The organism is Micromonospora sp. NPDC049301, assembly GCF_040678715.1.
Taxonomy (GTDB): domain Bacteria; phylum Actinomycetota; class Actinomycetes; order Mycobacteriales; family Micromonosporaceae; genus Micromonospora.
Genome location: NZ_JBFAQO010000001.1, coordinates 219,958 through 235,132, shown reverse-complemented (window position 1 = coordinate 235,132; position 15,175 = coordinate 219,958). Strand labels below are relative to the sequence as shown.

At 73.2% G+C, this 15,175-nt stretch carries 16 protein-coding genes; 8 read left to right on the top strand and 8 right to left on the bottom strand.

Annotated elements, in window-relative coordinates; genetic code table 11:
* Positions 1-86 precede the first annotated feature (86 nt).
* Both AB0K07_RS01135 and AB0K07_RS01130 read left to right on the top strand, forming a co-directional pair.
* Entirely contained in the window at positions 87-890 is an 804-nt protein-coding gene (locus AB0K07_RS01135) for a helix-turn-helix transcriptional regulator (RefSeq protein WP_363750001.1), read from the top strand.
* Positions 881-1,063: a DUF397 domain-containing protein gene (locus AB0K07_RS01130; protein WP_363750000.1), complete on the top strand. Its 183-nt coding sequence runs from the start codon at positions 881-883 to the stop codon at positions 1,061-1,063. Before AB0K07_RS01135 ends, AB0K07_RS01130 begins: the two co-directional genes overlap by 10 nt.
* A 25-nt stretch (positions 1,064-1,088) precedes the next feature.
* On the opposite strand, the gene AB0K07_RS01125 is transcribed toward AB0K07_RS01130, so the two are convergent.
* A complete protein-coding gene (locus AB0K07_RS01125) occupies positions 1,089-1,448 on the bottom strand; it encodes a hypothetical protein (protein ID WP_363749999.1) in 360 nt (119 codons plus the stop codon).
* Between the two features lie 59 nt (positions 1,449-1,507).
* Here AB0K07_RS01125 and AB0K07_RS01120 point away from each other — a divergent pair, with 59 nt between their 5' ends.
* From AB0K07_RS01120 to AB0K07_RS01105, 4 genes are read left to right on the top strand one after another with little or no spacing between them, the layout of a single operon-like run.
* On the top strand, positions 1,508-3,277 hold the full coding sequence (locus AB0K07_RS01120) for a proline--tRNA ligase (protein ID WP_363749998.1): 1,770 nt from the start codon (positions 1,508-1,510) through the stop codon (positions 3,275-3,277).
* A 57-nt stretch (positions 3,278-3,334) separates the two neighbouring features.
* The gene (locus tag AB0K07_RS01115) at positions 3,335-3,760 is read left to right on the top strand and encodes a CBS domain-containing protein (RefSeq protein WP_252416973.1); all 426 of its coding nucleotides are present in this window, start codon (positions 3,335-3,337) and stop codon (positions 3,758-3,760) included.
* Positions 3,761-3,795: 35 nt separating this feature from the next.
* Complete coding sequence (locus AB0K07_RS01110; protein WP_363749996.1) at positions 3,796-4,224, top strand: SufE family protein; 429 nt, start codon at positions 3,796-3,798, stop codon at positions 4,222-4,224.
* A 20-nt stretch (positions 4,225-4,244) separates the two neighbouring features.
* The gene (locus tag AB0K07_RS01105) at positions 4,245-4,886 is read left to right on the top strand and encodes a DsbA family oxidoreductase (RefSeq protein WP_363749995.1); all 642 of its coding nucleotides are present in this window, start codon (positions 4,245-4,247) and stop codon (positions 4,884-4,886) included.
* Between the two features lie 67 nt (positions 4,887-4,953).
* Here AB0K07_RS01105 and AB0K07_RS01100 read toward each other — a convergent pair whose 3' ends face one another.
* From AB0K07_RS01100 to AB0K07_RS01075, 6 genes are all read right to left on the bottom strand, one after another.
* Entirely contained in the window at positions 4,954-5,502 is a 549-nt protein-coding gene (locus AB0K07_RS01100; protein WP_363751366.1) for a YbaK/EbsC family protein, read from the bottom strand.
* A gap of 95 nt (positions 5,503-5,597) precedes the next feature.
* Positions 5,598-5,792 carry a hypothetical protein gene (locus AB0K07_RS01095; protein WP_363749994.1) on the bottom strand — a complete coding sequence of 65 codons (195 nt, stop codon included), beginning with the start codon at positions 5,790-5,792 and terminating at the stop codon, positions 5,598-5,600.
* A 37-nt stretch (positions 5,793-5,829) separates the two neighbouring features.
* Complete coding sequence (locus tag AB0K07_RS01090; protein WP_363749992.1) at positions 5,830-6,612, bottom strand: NAD(P)H-binding protein; 783 nt, start codon at positions 6,610-6,612, stop codon at positions 5,830-5,832.
* Between the two features lie 76 nt (positions 6,613-6,688).
* Positions 6,689-7,342: a GAP family protein gene (locus AB0K07_RS01085; protein ID WP_363749991.1), complete on the bottom strand. Its 654-nt coding sequence runs from the start codon at positions 7,340-7,342 to the stop codon at positions 6,689-6,691.
* 50 nt (positions 7,343-7,392) lie between these two features.
* The gene (locus AB0K07_RS01080; protein ID WP_363749990.1) at positions 7,393-8,790 is read right to left on the bottom strand and encodes an MFS transporter; all 1,398 of its coding nucleotides are present in this window, start codon (positions 8,788-8,790) and stop codon (positions 7,393-7,395) included.
* A 59-nt stretch (positions 8,791-8,849) separates the two neighbouring features.
* On the bottom strand, positions 8,850-9,167 hold the full coding sequence (locus AB0K07_RS01075; RefSeq protein ID WP_363749988.1) for a hypothetical protein: 318 nt from the start codon (positions 9,165-9,167) through the stop codon (positions 8,850-8,852).
* Between the two features lie 162 nt (positions 9,168-9,329).
* On the opposite strand from AB0K07_RS01075, the gene AB0K07_RS01070 reads away from it, so the two are divergent.
* The gene (locus AB0K07_RS01070; protein ID WP_363751364.1) at positions 9,330-13,781 is read left to right on the top strand and encodes a cation-translocating P-type ATPase; all 4,452 of its coding nucleotides are present in this window, start codon (positions 9,330-9,332) and stop codon (positions 13,779-13,781) included.
* 59 nt (positions 13,782-13,840) lie between these two features.
* Entirely contained in the window at positions 13,841-14,644 is an 804-nt protein-coding gene (locus tag AB0K07_RS01065) for an MBL fold metallo-hydrolase (protein ID WP_363749987.1), read from the top strand.
* Positions 14,645-14,719: 75 nt separating this feature from the next.
* Here the strand turns inward: AB0K07_RS01065 and AB0K07_RS01060 are convergent, their stop codons facing one another.
* Positions 14,720-15,139, bottom strand: a complete 420-nt coding sequence (locus AB0K07_RS01060) for a CBS domain-containing protein (protein WP_074315599.1) — start codon at positions 15,137-15,139, stop codon at positions 14,720-14,722.
* Positions 15,140-15,175 lie beyond the last annotated feature (36 nt).

Genomic DNA, 15,175 nt, shown 5'->3' with positions numbered 1-15,175 from the left:
ATCGACGGTGGTCGGGGCGAGGTCGGGTCGGTGCCCGGCGATCGTCCGGACCGGCCGGGGCAACGCAGAAAGAGCGTGGAGGAAGTGTGGAAGGTGAACCGACCGCGGAGCTGATCCGGGCACAACTCCGGAGGCTGCGGCTGAGCGCCGAGCTGAGTCAGGAGGAGTTCGGGAAGCTCGTCCACTTCTCGGGCTCCCAGGTGTCCGCCGTCGAGCTGGGTCAACGCCCGCTCGACCGGTTCTTCCTCAAACGGGCGGACGAGGTGCTGGGCACAGGCGGGCTGCTGATGTCGCTGCTCAAGCTGGCCGAGCGGGACGGTCAGCCGAGCTGGCTCCGACCGTGGCTGGAAGCCGAACGCCAGGCCCAGCAACTGCGGTGCTACCAGCCCACGCTCATTCCCGGCCTGCTACAGACCGAGAACTACGCCCGGGCGGTGATTCGGGCGAACGACGCGCTGAGCGATGACGAGGTGGAGAAGCGACTCGCAGTCCGGATGGACCGCCAGTCCATCCTGGAGCACGCGGAGGCCCCGAAGCTCGTGGCAGTGATCGAGGAAGGTGTGCTGCGGCGCGCCGACGAAGGGTTTCGCGGTCTGATGAGCCAACAGGTCGCCCACCTTGTCGAATGCGCCGATCGCCCGCACATCAGCGTGCACGTCATTCCTATCGAGGTCAGCAACCACATCGGACTCAACGGTCCGTTCACCCTGGCTCGTGGTAGTGACGGTGGGTGGGTCGGTCACCTGGAGAACCAACTCGGCGGCGTGGTGGTCGACAGGGACGAGGACGTGGCTATCCTGCTGGCGAGGTGGGAGAGCGTCCGCAGCGAGGCCCTGCCTCACCGGCAGTCGACCCTGCTCATGAAGGAAGTGATGGCGTCATGGAGCTGATCGGCGCGGCCTGGCGCAAGTCCACTCGGAGCGGGCAGGGTGAGTGCGTCGAGGTGGCCGACAACCTCGTCGGCATCGTCGGCGTGCGGGACAGCAAGGACCCGGCCGGCCCGGTGCTCACCTTCGACCGGCAGTCCTGGCGAGCCTTCGTCATCTCTGCCAGTCAACGCTGACGCCAGTTGATCATCGGCCGGGACGTCACTGGCCGAACGTGTCCCGCAGGTTGCCGTTGATCAGCAGGTTGAGCCGCTTGCGCAGGTGACCGAGCAGCGACGGGTCCGGCAGCGGCTCAGCCAGCAGGAGTGTCCAGCGCAGATCGGTGCCGTAGGTACCGTCGAACGGCAGGTCGAACCGCACGACCGCGTCCGGTCGCTTCGGCCAGACCGAGGACCAGACGACGAGGTCGGGCCTCCGGGCCTCGAGTGTCCGCGGGCGCTGCTCGTCGTCCAGCAGCAGGAGCCACGGGCGGGTCGGGTCACGGTCCGGGTCGGTCAGCGCCTCGAAGACCGCGTGCGGTGGTGCCGGTTGGTTGCGCTTGCGGCTGCCGGCTTCGAGCACGCCTCAGCTTAGGCCGAAATGAATCGCTCATTCCGCCGCGCCGGTCGTAGGCTGCGCGAATGCTGCTACGCATGTCGACCCTGCTGCTGCGGACCCTGCGCGAGGACCCGGCCGACGCGGAGGTGCCGAGCCACCGGCTCCTGCTGCGCGCCGGCTACATCCGTCGTGCCGCACCGGGCGGCTACACGTGGCTGCCGCTGGGCAAGCTGGTGCTGGACCGGATCACCGAGGTGGTGCGCGGCGAGCTGATCGCGATCGGCGACCAGGAGGTGCACTTCCCGGCACTGCTGCCGGCGGAGCCGTACCGGACCAGCGGCCGGTGGACGGAGTACGGCGACGACATCTTCACCCTCGCCGACCGGCGCGGCGCCGAGCATCTGCTGGCGCCCACCCACGAGGAGATGGCGGCGCTGCTGGTCAAGGATCTGTTCACCTCGTACCGGGACTTCCCGGTGACGCTGTTCCAGGTGCAGACGAAGTTCCGCGACGAGGCGCGGCCACGGGCCGGTCTGCTGCGCGGCCGGGAGTTCCTGATGAAGGACGCGTACTCCTTCGACCTGGACGAGGAGGGTCTGCGGGCGGCGTACCGACGGCACCGGGCGGCGTACCGGCGGATCTTCGACCGGCTGGGCCTGGAGTACACGGTGGTGCACGCGATGTCCGGGGCCATGGGTGGCTCGGCGTCGGAGGAGTTCCTGGCTGCGACGCCCGTCGGGGAGGACAGCTACGTCGGCTGCACGGCCTGCGAATACGCGGCGAACACCGAGGCGGTCGTCACCCGGGCGCCCGCCGCCGGGGATCCGGCCGCGCAGCCGGCCGTCGAGGTGCACGACACCCCCGAGACCCCGACGATCGCCAGCCTGGTGGAGCTTGCCAACGCGCACCGGCTGGGTCGCCGGGACGGCTGGACGGCCGCCGACACCCTGAAGAACGTCGTGCTGACCGTCCGTCAGCCGGGCGCGGACCGGGCCGAACCGCTGGTGATCGGTGTTCCCGGTGACCGGGAGGTCGACCTGAAGCGGGTCGGTGCCGCGCTGCACCCGGCCCAGGTGGCCGTCTTCGAGGACTGGGCCGACCATCCGGAGCTGGTTCGCGGGTACATCGGGCCGCAACTGCTCGACAAGCTGGGCATCCGCTACCTGGTCGATCCGCGGGTGGTGCCCGGCTCGGCGTGGTTGACCGGGGCGAACGAGCCGGGCCGGCACGCGACGGACGTCGTCTGCGGGCGGGACTTCACGCCCGACGGCACGATCGAGGCGGCCGACGTACGCGCCGGCGACCCCTGCCCGGCCTGCGACGGTGGGGAGCTGACCATCCGGCGGGGCATCGAGATCGGGCACATCTTCCAGCTCGGCCGCCGGTTCACCGACGCGTTCGCGGTCGACGTGCTCGGCCCGGCGGGCAAGCCGGTCCGGCCGACCATGGGCTGCTACGGCATCGGGGTGTCGCGGGCGGTGGCGGCGGTCGCCGAGCAGCACCACGACGACCGGGGGCTCGTCTGGCCGACGGCGGTCGCGCCGTGCGACGTACACCTGGTCGTGGCGGGCAAGGGGCCGCAACTCGACGCGGCGCTGGAGCTCGGCGGGCGTCTCTCCGCGGCCGGGCTGCGCGTGCTGGTCGACGACCGGACGCACGTCTCGGCCGGCGTGAAGTTCACCGACGCGGAGCTGATCGGCATTCCGCGCGCGGTCGTGGTCGGTCGCCGGCTCGCCGACGGGTACGTCGAGCTGCGCGAGCGGGCCGGCGACGGGCGCACCGAGCTGCCGCTGGACGGGCTGGTGGAACGGCTGGTCGACGAGGTGCGCCGGGAGCGTGCGAACCTGGTGTAGCGACGGCGTCACGGGGTACCGCAGTCTGATCGGGTGGAAACGTCTTCGGAGGCTCTCATGACCGGTTACCGGGTCAGCGACGTGATGACCAAGCAGGTGGTGTACCTGCCGGCGGAGACCACCCTGGACGAGGCGGCCAGGGTGATGAAGGAGGCGGACATCGGCGACGTGGTGGTCACCGACGGCGCCAGCCTCGCCGGCATGCTCACGGACCGCGACATCGTGGTCCGCGCGGTGGCGGAGAACAGCTCACCGGCGGCCACCACCATCGGCTCGATCGTCACCCGTGAGGTGGTCATGATCGAGCAGCACTGCACGGCGGGCGAGGCGGCGGCGTTGATGCGGGACCGGGGCATCCGGCGGGTGCTGGTCTGCGACACCGACCGCAAGCTGGTCGGGATCGTCTCGCTCGGCGACCTGGCCATGCAGCTCGACCCGACCAGCGCCCTCAGCGAGATCAGCGAGCAGTCCCCAACCGTGTGAGGAAGGGGCGCTGTCCGCAGCGGTAGCCTCGACGCATGGCTGACATGCCGGCCCGACTGGCCGAGATCGTCGACGAGTTCGCCTCCGCGCCGCGCGACCTGGTGCTGGAGTTGCTGCTCGAGTACGCCGACGTCATCCCGCCGCTCCCGGCCGGGGCCGCCGAACGTGAGGGCATGGAGCAGGTGCCGGAGTGCCAGACGGCGTTCTTCCTGCGCGCCCGGGTGACGCCGGAGGGGGTCGTGGAGACCCTCTTCGACTGCCCACCGGAGGCCCCGACGACCCGGGCGTTCGCCGGGATCCTCGCCGAGGGGCTGGCCGGCGCGAGCGCCGAGCAGGTGCTGGCCGTGCCGGACGACCTCTACCAGCGGATGGGCCTGGCGCAGGCGATCAGCCCGCTGCGGGTTCGCGGCGGCACCGCGATCCTGGGCCGGCTCAAGCGCCAGGTCCGGGAACAGATCGGCTGACCGGGGGGTTGGCACCAATCATGGAGATCGAGATCTACGCGGATGTCGTGTGCCCGTGGTGCTACATCGGCAAGCGCCGGCTGGAAGAGGCACTCGCCAGCTACGACGGCGACGTGACCGTCCGCTACCGGCCGTTCCAGCTCGATCCGTCGCCGGTGGCCGAGCCCCGACCGCTGGTGGAGGCGATGGCCGCCAAGTTCGGCGGCCCGGAGCGGGCCCGGCAGATGTTCGCCCACGTGACCCAGGTCGCCGCGGGTGACGGGCTCCGGCTCGACTTCGACCGGGCGGTGATCGCCAACACCTTCGACGCGCACCGGCTGGTCTCGTACGCCACCGACCACGGCCGGGCGGCCGACATGGTGGAGGCGCTGTACCAGGCGCACTTCACCCAGGGTGTCGACGTGGGCTCCCGGGAGGCCCTGGCCACGCTGGCCGGCGGCATCGGCCTGGACGCCGCCGACGTGCGTCGGTTCCTCGACTCCGACGAGCGGACCGCCGACATCGCCGCCGAGCTGGCCGCCGCCCGGGAGCTGGGTGTGACCAGCGTGCCGACCTTCGTGCTGGCCGGGAAGTACGCGGTCACCGGCGCTCAGGAGGCGCAGACGCTGCTCGCCGCCCTGGCCGAGGTCGAGCAGCGCGAGTCCGGGGCGCACTCGCACTGAGTCGGGCCGCACCCGGCATCGACCGACGTGATGTTTCACGTGCAACGGTATCGATGCCGGTGCCTGGTCAGGCCGGCCGGGCCAGGCCCTCCACCACCTGCGCGCCGGGCAGGGCGCCCAGCGCCGGCCCGGGCAGGGCGATCTTGCTGTGCCGTACGCCCGATCCGATGATGACGTGTGGCGTGGCGATCACCCGCGCGTCGACCAGGATCGGCCACTGCGCCGGCAGCCCGATCGGGGTGATGCCGCCGTACTCCATTCCGGTCAGCTCGACCGCGTCGGCCATCGGGGCGAAGCTCGCCTTGCGCACGTCCAGCGCCCGGCGGACCACGCCGTTCACGTCGGCCCGGGTGGTGGCCAGAACGATGCAGGCCGCGTAGCGGACCACACCCTCGCGCTTGCCGGCCACCACGACGCAGTTGGCCGACACGTCCAGCCCCACCTCGTACGCCGCGCAGAACGCGGCGGTGTCGGCGAGGTCGGCGTCGATCGGCGCGACCAGCAGCTCGTCGACGTCCACCGGCGCGCCGGCAGGCCACTGGGCGATCGCCTCCGCCACCGGCGGGGCGAGCAGGTCGAGGCGGACGCGGGCCGGTTCGGTCTTCAGCGTTCCCATCACGGGTGCGATCCTCGCATCCGCCACGCCGAACCGCCCGGCGACTCCCGAGCCGCCCCGCAGCACCACCCGTCCGGGCTCCACCGACCGGTGGCTCAACTTCCGGCGAGGAAGGCGTTCTCGCGCAGGAAGGTGCGGTCGCGGGAAGCGGCCAACTCCTCGGCCCGCTGGGCCTTGGCCCGGTACAGCTCCAGGTCCTCCAGCGCGTGCCGGACACCCAGCCGGATCACGCCATAGAGGAAGACGAAGCCGAAGACGTACAGGATCACGGTGACGACGACAGTGAACATGGCGTCACCGTAAGACGAACGTGAACCGTTGTACGTCTCATCTCCGCCGGGTTCCCCCGTACGTGTCAGCGAGGTGGTCGGCCCAGGTGCGAACGCCCCGGGGCAGCGCCTCGGTGACCAGGCCGCCAGCACGCAGTTCACGACCGATCCGGCCCGGGATCCGCACCGGCAGCAGGGGCCGGCGCGACCCTCGGGCCTGTCGCCAGGCGCGGACCGCTTCGTCGAAGCGGAGCACCTGCGGCCCTCCGTACTCCTCGATGCCGCCCAGCGGGCCGGCGACCAGCCGGGCCGCCAGCCGGGCTGCCACCTCGCCGGGGTCGACCGGTTGGGCGAGCACCGCCCGGTCCCCGATCACCGGCCCCAACCGTGCGCTGGTGGTCAGAATCTCGTCCAGGAGCTGCGGGAACTGGGTCGCCCGCAGCACCGACCACGGCACGGGGCCGGCCGCGATCACCTGCTCGGCGGCGAGCTTGTGCCGGTAGTACGGGATCGGCACCCGGTCCACACCGACGATCGAGACGTACACCAGGTGCTGGACGCCGGCCGCGCCAGCGGCCACCACCAGCCGGCGTGTGCCCAGCACGTCCACCTGGTAGGTCCGCCGGCCCTGTGGTGCGGACGCCAGGTGCAGCACCGCGTCCATCCCGGCCACCGCCTCGGTCAATCCTCTCCCGGTGACCAGGTCGGTCACCACCCACTCCACGTCGCCGCCTCCGCGCGGCCGTCGGCTGGTGGCCCGCACGCTGACCCCGTCCGCGTGCAGCCGGGCCAGCACCTTGGAGCCCAGGCGACCGCTCGCCCCGGTGACCAGAACCTTCATCCCGTCCTCCTGTCCGCCGCACGACCACCGCTGTTGACGACGCCTCGGAACGACCCGTGACCGGATGTGCGGTGGCTCACCCGGTGCGGATCAGGTCCAGCACCGTCAACACCGCGAAGAACGCGATCAACACCTCATTGACCACCCAGGCGTGCCCCTCGGCCCACTCGCGCATCCGGGTCAGCACCCGCGCCGCGCGATGCCCGAGCAGCAGCAACGCCAGCAGCGGCAGGGCCAGCAGCGTCACCGTGAGCAGCACGAACGGCAGCAGGTGCCACCACGGCAGGCCATGCCGGGCCACGCTCGCCCCGACCGCCGCCATGATCAGGTCGTCGGTGGGCGTCACCACGAAGAGCAGCGCGCCCAGGCGCAGCGCCCAGCGCGGATCGGCGTGCCCGATGCTTCTCAGCCATCTCGGCCGCCCGGCCCGGTTCCGACGCAGCCAGACCACCACGGCCAGGCTGACCAGCAGGGCGAGCACCACCAGGTCGATGACGGGACCGCTATCGACCCGGCCGGCAACGTCGCTGGCGTCGGTGGCCACGCCGCCCACCAGCCGGACGAGCAGCCACGCCACCGTCACGCCGACGGTGATCACCAGCCCGGCGCCGGCGAGGAAGCCCAGCGACGCGGCCCGGGGACGGTCCGACGAGGCGAGGAAGACCGCCACGACCAACTGGGTCCCGGCGACCATCACCACGGCCAGTGGCAGGACGGTCAGGAAGGTCATCGTCCGCCATCCTCCCGGCCCAGCGGCGTTGGACGCGCCGAATGCACGGATCACCCGCCCGGCCGCGCGCTCCCGCCAACCACCACCCGGCCCGCCAGCAGCGCACCGAGCAGCGCCAGTCCGGCGGCCACCGCCAAGGTCGCCGTGTAGCTGGCCGGGCCCGGGGCGCTCCCGGCTGCCAGCACCGCGCCGGTGAGCGCCAGCACGGTCGCCGCGAAGAGCGAGTCACCCAGTTGCAGCGACGAACTGTTGCGGCCCTGCTCCCCGGGGGCGGACAGCTCCAGCGTGAGCACCGACAACGACGGGTAGAGCAGCCCCATGCCGAGACCGGCCACCGCCCAGCCCAGCACGGCGACGGCCACCGGCAGCTCGGGCCGGACGGCCAACGCCACTGTGGCGATGCCGACCGTGATGCAGCTCAACCCGGCCCGGGGCAGGCTGGCCCAGGACGCCGGCAGCGGGATCCGGCCCTGCACCCAGGAACCCACCGACCAGGCCAGCGCGCCGACCGTGAGGACCAGCCCGGCGGCGGTCGGCGACAGACCCCGCTCCCGGGACAGCATCAGCGGGAGGACCACCTCGGCGCCGACGAACGCCGCCGAGGCCAGACCCCGCAGCCCGATCACGGTGGGCAGCCCCCGGGCCGCCCGGAGAAACCCGGCCGGCAGCAGACGCGGGGCGCAGACCAGCAGGCCGGCCACCGCGAGCGCGACCACGACCACGGCGGCCCCGCCACGCTGCTGTCCCCCGATGTGCAGCAGTGCGGCGCTCACCCCCGCCCCGCACGCCCAGCCGATCCGGGCCGCCGCACCCGCCGGCGGCCGGGTCGGCACACTCCGGTCCAGCGACCGCAGGCCGGGATGGATCAGCAGCACGGCCGGCACGGCCACCGCCGGCACCGCCAGGAAGACCCAGCGCCAACCCAGGTGCTCCACGATCAGGCCGGCCAGCGCCGGCCCGACCAGCGACGGAACGACCCACGCGGCCGCGAACGCGGCGAAGATCCGCCGGTGCAGCTCCTCCGGGTACGCGTGCCCGACGATCACGTAGAGCGCCACCGAGAGCAGCCCGGAGCCGAACCCCTGCACCACCCGGCCGACGACCAGCGCGCTCATCACCGGGGCCGTCCCGGCGATCAGCAGCCCCACCACGAACCAGGCGACGCCGTGCCACATCGGCCCCCGTGGCCCCCGGGCGTCGCACCAGATTCCGGAGACCACCATGGCCAGCACGCCCGCGGCGAACGGGCCACCGAACGCGATGCCGTACAGCGCCAGCCCGTCCAGGTTGCGGGCGACGGTCGGCATCGCCGTACCGACCGCCAATGCCTCGAACGCGAGCAGTGAGATCAGCGCGACGCTGCCCACCGTCATCGCCCGCAGCCGGGGCGCGAACAGTCCCGGTGGGACCGGTGGGGCCGGTACGGACGTGGTGGAAGGGCTCGGCATGCCCCGAGCCTGCGACCTCAACCCGTATTCATGTCAACCGGGTGGTGACCCGGCTCTCGTCAGGCGCTCTCCAACGCGTCCCCGACTCCTCGTACCAGTCCCGAAAAATGCTGGTCCGCCAGCAGGTGACCGGCGGTGATCACCAGGGCCATCGGCCACTCGATGACCTGGAGCGCGGCGAGCACCCCGAGCCCCGCGTAGTAGGCGAGTTTGTCCGGCGGTGGCACCGCGACCTCACCCAGCATCGGCACCTCCACCCGCCGGCTGTACATCTGGACGGTTTCGCGCGAGCCGTTGAGGTGTCGCGTCAGCGTGCTCATTCCGGCCTCCCCGTGTCCGTTGACGTTCGCCGGATTCCACCACCCACCCCTGTCCATGCACCCCGGACTGCGGAAAGTTCCGCTGCTCGCGGGGCATAACGGGCGGCAGGCAGGGAAGCCAGGCCGCCGGACGCGAGGCGGTGGGAGGGCGGCGATGGGCGAGTGCAGGACCAGCGGCAGCGGGGAGTCGTGCCGGCGTCCTTCCGGCCGTACGCCTCGATGACGGCGGCGGGCCGCGTCGTCGGCCGCGTCCTGCCTACCTTCGGCGTGCCCAACCTGGTCGGTGCGGCGTCCCGGACCGTGGGGTCGGCCGCGACCGGGCTGGCCCGGACGGTCGGCCTCACCGGGCGTCGGGTCTGGTCCCGGCCCGGCCGGCACCACATCGAGGTGCACGGCGTCTGCCAGGACGGCGGTGACCGGCTGGCCCGGCAGGTGGAGCGTGCGCTGGAGCGGCTGCCCGGGGTGGCCTGGGCGCGGGTGAACGCGCCGTCCGGTCGGGTGGTCGTGGCCGTGCAGGCACCCGAGCCGAAGCTGCGCGACCTGATCGCCACGATCGCCCGGTGCGAGAAGACCTGTGACCACGAGCCGGACCCGGAGATCCCGCCGCCGCACCCGCCGGAGGAGGGGCCCCGCACCCCGCGGACCCTCGGCGCGCTCGCCTCGGACGCGTTGGGCCTGACCATCTCGGCGGCCACCCGGATCCTGCCGTTCACGCCGGTGCCCGGCGAGGTGGCGGGGCTGCTCGCCGCGGTCGACCTGCAACCGAAGCTGCACGCGCTCGCCGGCCGGGGGTTGCGCTCCGATCCGCGCGCCGACGTCCTCTTTCCGTTCGTCGAAGCGGTGGTGCAGGGCCTGACCGGTGGCTGGGCGGGGATCGTCGTGGACGGCGCCCAACGGATCGTGCAGTGGGGCGAGGCGCGGGCCCAGCTCTCCGCGTGGGAGCGGGCCGAGCCGCGGCTGACCGGCGATCCCGAGCGGGCCGTCGCACCCTGGCCGGCGACCGATCGCCCCCGGCCGAAGCCGGACGGCCCCGTCGAGCGGTTCGTCAACCGCATGCTCGCCGCCGGGGCGGCGGCCGCGGCGGCGGCGACACCGTTCGCCGGGCCCAAGCGTGCCGCCGCGCTGGGCCTGTCCGCACTGCCCAAGGCCCCGGGCAGCGGGCGCGAGGGGTACGCCGCCCAGCTCGGCCAGATTCTGGCCCGGCGCGGGGTGATCGCAATGGACCGCAGTGTGCTGCGGGAGCTGGACCGGATCGACACGCTGGTGCTGGACGCCGCGGTGCTCGGCTCGGACCGGGGCGTGCTGGCTGACCTGGCACCCGCTCGGGGAGTGGACGTCGAGCAGGTGGCGGAGCGGGCGTTCGCGCTGTTCGACCCGGCGGATCCGGCCGGCTCACGGGCGGCGGACGGCTGGCAGCTCGGTCCCCTGGACAAACTGTCCGCGGGCGACCCGGATGACATCCCGGACGGCGACCGGTTGCGGTCGGCCGGCGGCCAGTTGCTCGGTCTGGCGCACGGCGAACGGCTCGCCGCGCTGCTGCGGGTCGACCCGGAGCCCGCGCCGGGTGTCGACGGCCTGCCGGCCGTAGCCCGACAGGCGGGCCTGCGGCTGGTCGTGGCCGGCGGCGACGAGCAGCGGTACGGCTTCGCCGACGCGATGCTGCCCGGCGGGGACCAGCTGGCCGAGTCGGTACGCGCGTTGCAGCGCGACGGGGCGGTGGTGATGCTGGCCTCCGGGGACCGGACGGCGCTCGGCGCGTCCGACTGCGGTCTCGGGATGTCAGCTACGGAGGATCTGCCGCCGTGGGGGGCGCACCTCCTGGTGGGCGCGGACCTACGGGTGGTGGCGCTACTGGTCGAGGCGACCGGGGTGGCCCGGCGCATGACCGAGCAGAACATCCGGCTGTCCATGGCCGGCACCGGTCTCGGGGCGCTGGGCGCGTTCACCGCCGCACCGACTCAGCTGCCCCAACGGTCGCTGGTCGCGGTGAACGGCGCGGCCGGGTTGGCGTTCGCACACGGCGTCTGGCGGGCACGGCGGCTGCCGGACCGGTCGGACACCCCGGCGCCGGTCGCGACCGCCTGGCACCTGATGCCGGTCCGCAGCGTGTGCGACCGGCTGGGCACCGGGCCGGACGGGCTGGACAGCGCCGAGGTGCGGCGCCGACAGGACGGGAAGGGCCCGAGCGGCGGCGACGCGCCGGGCAGCGGTGGCCTCCTGCGTGCCTTCGTGGACGAGCTGTCCAACCCGCTCACCCCGGTGCTGGCCGCCGGGGCGGTGCTCTCCGCCTCGTTCGGCTCGCTGGTCGACGCCGCGCTGGTCGGCGGCGTGGTCGGCGGGTCGGCCCTGATCGGGGCGGTGCACGAGCGCAACACCGAACGGTCGCTGGCGGAGCTGCTGTCCCGGTCGGCGGTGACCGCCCGGGTCCGCCGCGACGGCGACGAGCGGGTGGTCGCCGCCGAGGACCTCGTCCTCGGGGACGTCATCGCCCTCGAGCCGGGTGACTCGGTGCCCGCGGACTGTCGGGTCCTCGAGTCGGTGGCGCTGGAGGCGGACGAGTCATCGCTGACCGGTGAGTCGCTGCCGGTCGCCAAGACCGACCGACCGGTGGTCGCCGCCGCCGTCGCCGACCGGCACTCGATGCTGTACGAGGGCACCACCGTCGCCGCAGGGCACGGCACCGCCGTGGTGGTGGCCACCGGCGCCGACACCGAGGCCGGACGCAGCCTGGCGCTGGTCCGGCAGGCGCCACCGACCAGTGGAGTGGAGGCCCGCCTGGGCTCGTTGACCAGCGCCGCCATCCCGTTGGCCGCCGGTTCGGCGGTGGCGGTGGCGGGCGCCGGCCTGCTCCGGGGCGTACCCCTGACCGAGACGGCGGCGACCGCCGCGAACCTCGCCGTGGCGTCGGTGCCGGAGGGGCTGCCATTCCTGGTCAGCGCGGCGCAGCTGGCCGCCGCCCGGCGGCTGGCCGAGCACGGCGCGCTGGTCCGCAACCCGCGCACCATCGAGGCGTTGGGTCGGGTCGACGTGCTCTGCTTCGACAAGACCGGCACCCTCACCGAGGGCCAGTTGCTGCTCGCCGGGGTCGGCGACGGTGTCGGAGACCGGTACGCCGCGCTGGACCGGCTGGACGACCGGCTCCGGTTGACGCTGGCCACGGCGCTGCGGGCCACCCCCGCCGCCGCCGACCCGGAGGAGTTGGCGCTCCAGACCGACCGTGCGGTCCGGCGGGGTGCCACGGTGGCCGGGGTGGTGGAGCAGACCGGTGCCGCCGGCTGGCGGGCTGCCGGCGGGCTGCCGTTCGAACCGTCGCGCGGTTACCACGCGAGCGTCGGGGAGACCGAGGGCCGCCTGCTGTTAAGCATCAAGGGCGCCCCGGAGACGGTGCTGCCGCGCTGCGCGGCCCGGCGCACGGACGGCCGTCAGGAGCCGCTGGACGACGCCGGCCGGGCGGAGCTGCAGAGGGTTCTGGCCGACCGGGCCGGCGCCGGGCACCGGATCCTGGCCGTCGCCGAGTGCGAGGTGGACGACCCGAAGGTGACCGACGGCGACGTCCGGAACCTGACCTTCGTGGGCTTCCTCGCCCTCGCGGACGGGGTCCGGGAGAGCGCCGCCCCGGCGGTGCGGCGGATCCGGCAGGCCGGCGTACACACCATCATGATCACAGGGGATCATCCGGCCACCGCCGAGGCGATCGCCGCCACCATCAGCGAGCACGACGAGCAGCGGGTGGTCACCGCCGGCGAGCTCGACCAGTTGGACGACGAGGCGCTCGCCGAGCGGTTGGCCAACACCGACGTGGTGGCCCGCTGCACCCCGGCGCACAAGGTGCGGATCATCCAGGCGTTGCAGAAGTGCGGGCGGACCGTGGCGATGACCGGCGACGGCGCCAACGACGCCCCGGCGATCCGGCTGGCCGACGTCGGGATCGCCCTCGGCCAGCGGGGCACCCCGGCGGCGCGGGCCGCCGCCGACCTGGTGGTCACCGACGACCGACTGGAGACCATCATCGCCACCCTGGTCGAGGGCCGGGCGATGTGGTCGTCGGTGCGGCACGCGCTCAGCATCCTGGTCGGTGGCAACCTCGGCGAGATCGCGTTCAGCGTGCTCACCGCCGCGGCGACCGGCCGCTCCGCGCTCACCGGACGGCAGCTGCTGCTGGTCAACCTCCTCACCGACCTGGCACCGGCCCTCGCCATCGCGATCCGGCCACCCGCGTCGGACCGCACCGACGGCCTGCTCCGGGAGGGCCCGGACGCGTCGCTCGGGGAGACGCTCACCAGGGAGATCGGGCTCCGCGCGGCGGCCACCACGCTGGGCGCCACGGCCGGCTGGACGTTGGCCCGGTACACCGGTCGCCGTCAGCGGGCCGGCACCGTCGCGCTGGTGTCCCTGGTCGGCACCCAGCTCGGCCAGACGATCCTGGCCGGCGGCACCAGCCCGGCGGTGCTGGCGTCCACGGCAGCGTCACTGGGGGTGCTGGTCGTGGTGGTGCAGACGCCGGGAGTGAGCCAGTTCTTCGGCTGTACCCCGCTCGGGCCGGTCGGCTGGACCATCGGGGCCGGGTCCGCGCTCGGCGCCACCTTCGCCAATGGCGCGCTCACCAAACTGGTGGAGCACCTGCCGCAGACCCGCCCCGGCGGCGGTGGAGCTGGCGGGTCCGAGGGCTGACCTCCAACCCACACATGCACGCCGCTCGCGGGGGTACCGGAGCACGGAAGGAGGTGGGCATGGTGACCGAGCAGCCGCAGGTGACGTTCATCGGCACCGCGACGACCGTGCTGCGGATCGGCGGGTTCACCCTGCTGACCGATCCGAACTTCCTGCACCGGGGCCAGCGGGCGTACCTGGGCAAGGGCATGTGGTCGCGCCGGCGCACGGACCCGGCACTGCGGATCGCCCAGCTCCCGGAGCTGGACGCGGTGGTCCTCTCCCACCTGCACGGCGACCACTTCGACCGGGTGGCACGCCGCGACCTGGCCCGCGAGCTGCCCATCGTCACCACGCCGGCGGCGGGACGCAAGCTGCGTCGCTGGGGATTCCAGGCCGCCGAGGGCCTGCCGACCTGGTCGTCGCGGGAGCTGCACCGCGACGGTACGACCCTGCGACTGACCTCGATGCCCGGCAAGCACGGCCCGGGTGCCCTGGACCTGCTCATGCCCGACGTGATGGGCACGATGATCGACGTGGAGCGCGCCGGGCGGCGCGACTTCCGGCTCTACGTCACCGGCGACACGCTGAACCGGCCGCTGCTCACGGCCATCCCCGAGCGGTACCCGGACATCGACGCGATGCTCATCCACCTCGGCGGCACGAAGGTCGCCGGAATTCTGCTCACCATGGACGCCCAGCAGGGCGCCGACCTGGTGGAGCTGGTCCGGCCGAAGCTGACCGTGCCGATCCACTACGACGACTACGGGGTGTTCCGCTCCCCGCTGGCGCACTTCGTCGACGAGGCCCGACGTCGAGGCTGGGCGAAGCAGGTACGCACCATCGCCCGCGGCGAGACCGTCCCCCTCACCCCGCCGTCCTGACCGCCCGGCGGCTTCGGCGACACAGCGATCGCCCCCACCGGTTGGCCGGTCGGGGCGATCGGTGACAAGCGACGGTCAGCTTCGCTCGGAGATGGCCTCGATGAGGTCACCCACGGGCCGCTCCGGCAGGGACCGGGCCACATCGGCCACCGCCACGATGCCGACGAGCTGATGCCCGTCGATCACCGGCAGTCGGCGTACCTTGTGCTGGCCCATCGTCCGCAGGATCTCGGCAGCGTCGTCGTCCGCGCCGATGGTCACCGCCTCACCCTGGGCCAGCTCACCGGCGGTCACGTTGGCCGGGTCACGACCCTCCGCCAGCACCTTCACCACGATGTCGCGGTCGGTCAGCATGCCCTTGAGCCGGTTGTCGTCACCGCAGATCGGCAGCGAGCCGACCCCCAGCTCGGCCATCCGCTTCGCGGCCGACTTCAGGTCGTCCTGCTCGCGGACGCAGCTCACGTCGTTCGTCATGATCTCGCGTGCGGTCGGCATTGGTCTGACACCTCACTTCCGGGGGGTTGTTGCCGT